Here is a 724-nt window from a genome sequence, read left to right on the forward strand (position 1 = left end):
GAAGCAACGACTGAATCTTTGACACCCGAACTCGAAACCGCATAACCTACAACACGACTCGTTGATCACGAACCTGATGGTTCACCGATCCGAAGTACACCACTCCATGGGACGCTATCTCGCTTCGTGGTGATCGGGTCTGGTTTCGTAGTCGCGGACGCAGCGACGGTGCTTGCTGATCCACGCGAAGGTCCGCTCGACCACCCAGACGTGCGGGCGGACATGAAATCCGGTACTGCCTGGTTTGCGTTTGATGATCTGAATGCGCAGGGCGAGAACATGTTCAGCCCAGAGGAGTAGCGACCTGGGTAACCGCCGTCGGCCCAGACCAGCCGTATGGTGGAGAACGCGACACGTAGTGCGGCGAGTAGCCGGTGCGCGGCGTCGCGGTCCTGGATGTACGCGGCGGTGACCACGACGGCGAGCAGCAGGCCGTTGACATCCACGGCGATGTGTCGTTTGCGGCCGTTTGTTCTTTTCGCGCCGTCCCACCCGCGACTGGATCGGGGCACAGTGTCGGCTGCGGGCACGGTCTGCGAGTCGATGACCGCAGCGGTCGGGCACCGGTCCCGCCCTTCTCGCGTGCGTGTCCGGTCTCGCAGCGTGAATCGCCCTGGGTCTGATGGAGGCTCTGGCTATTTGATTTCAACCAAGGCCTGCTCACCCTGCTCAGTAGCGTAGAACGTCTTCTCGTACTCTGCTGGCGGGATGTCGCCGCAGTGAC

The 724-nt window shown here is 61.7% G+C and carries 1 protein-coding gene; it reads right to left on the reverse strand.

Features of this window, described 5'->3' with window-relative positions:
* Window positions 1–65: 65 nt before the first annotated feature.
* Window positions 66–530: a transposase gene (locus ASU23_RS33495; RefSeq protein WP_367646121.1), complete on the reverse strand. Its 465-nt coding sequence runs from the start codon at window positions 528–530 to the stop codon at window positions 66–68.
* Window positions 531–724 lie beyond the last annotated feature (194 nt).

Source organism: Rhodococcus sp. KB6 (genome assembly GCF_001445685.1).
GTDB classification, from domain to species: Bacteria; Actinomycetota; Actinomycetes; order Mycobacteriales; family Mycobacteriaceae; genus Rhodococcus_F; species Rhodococcus_F qingshengii.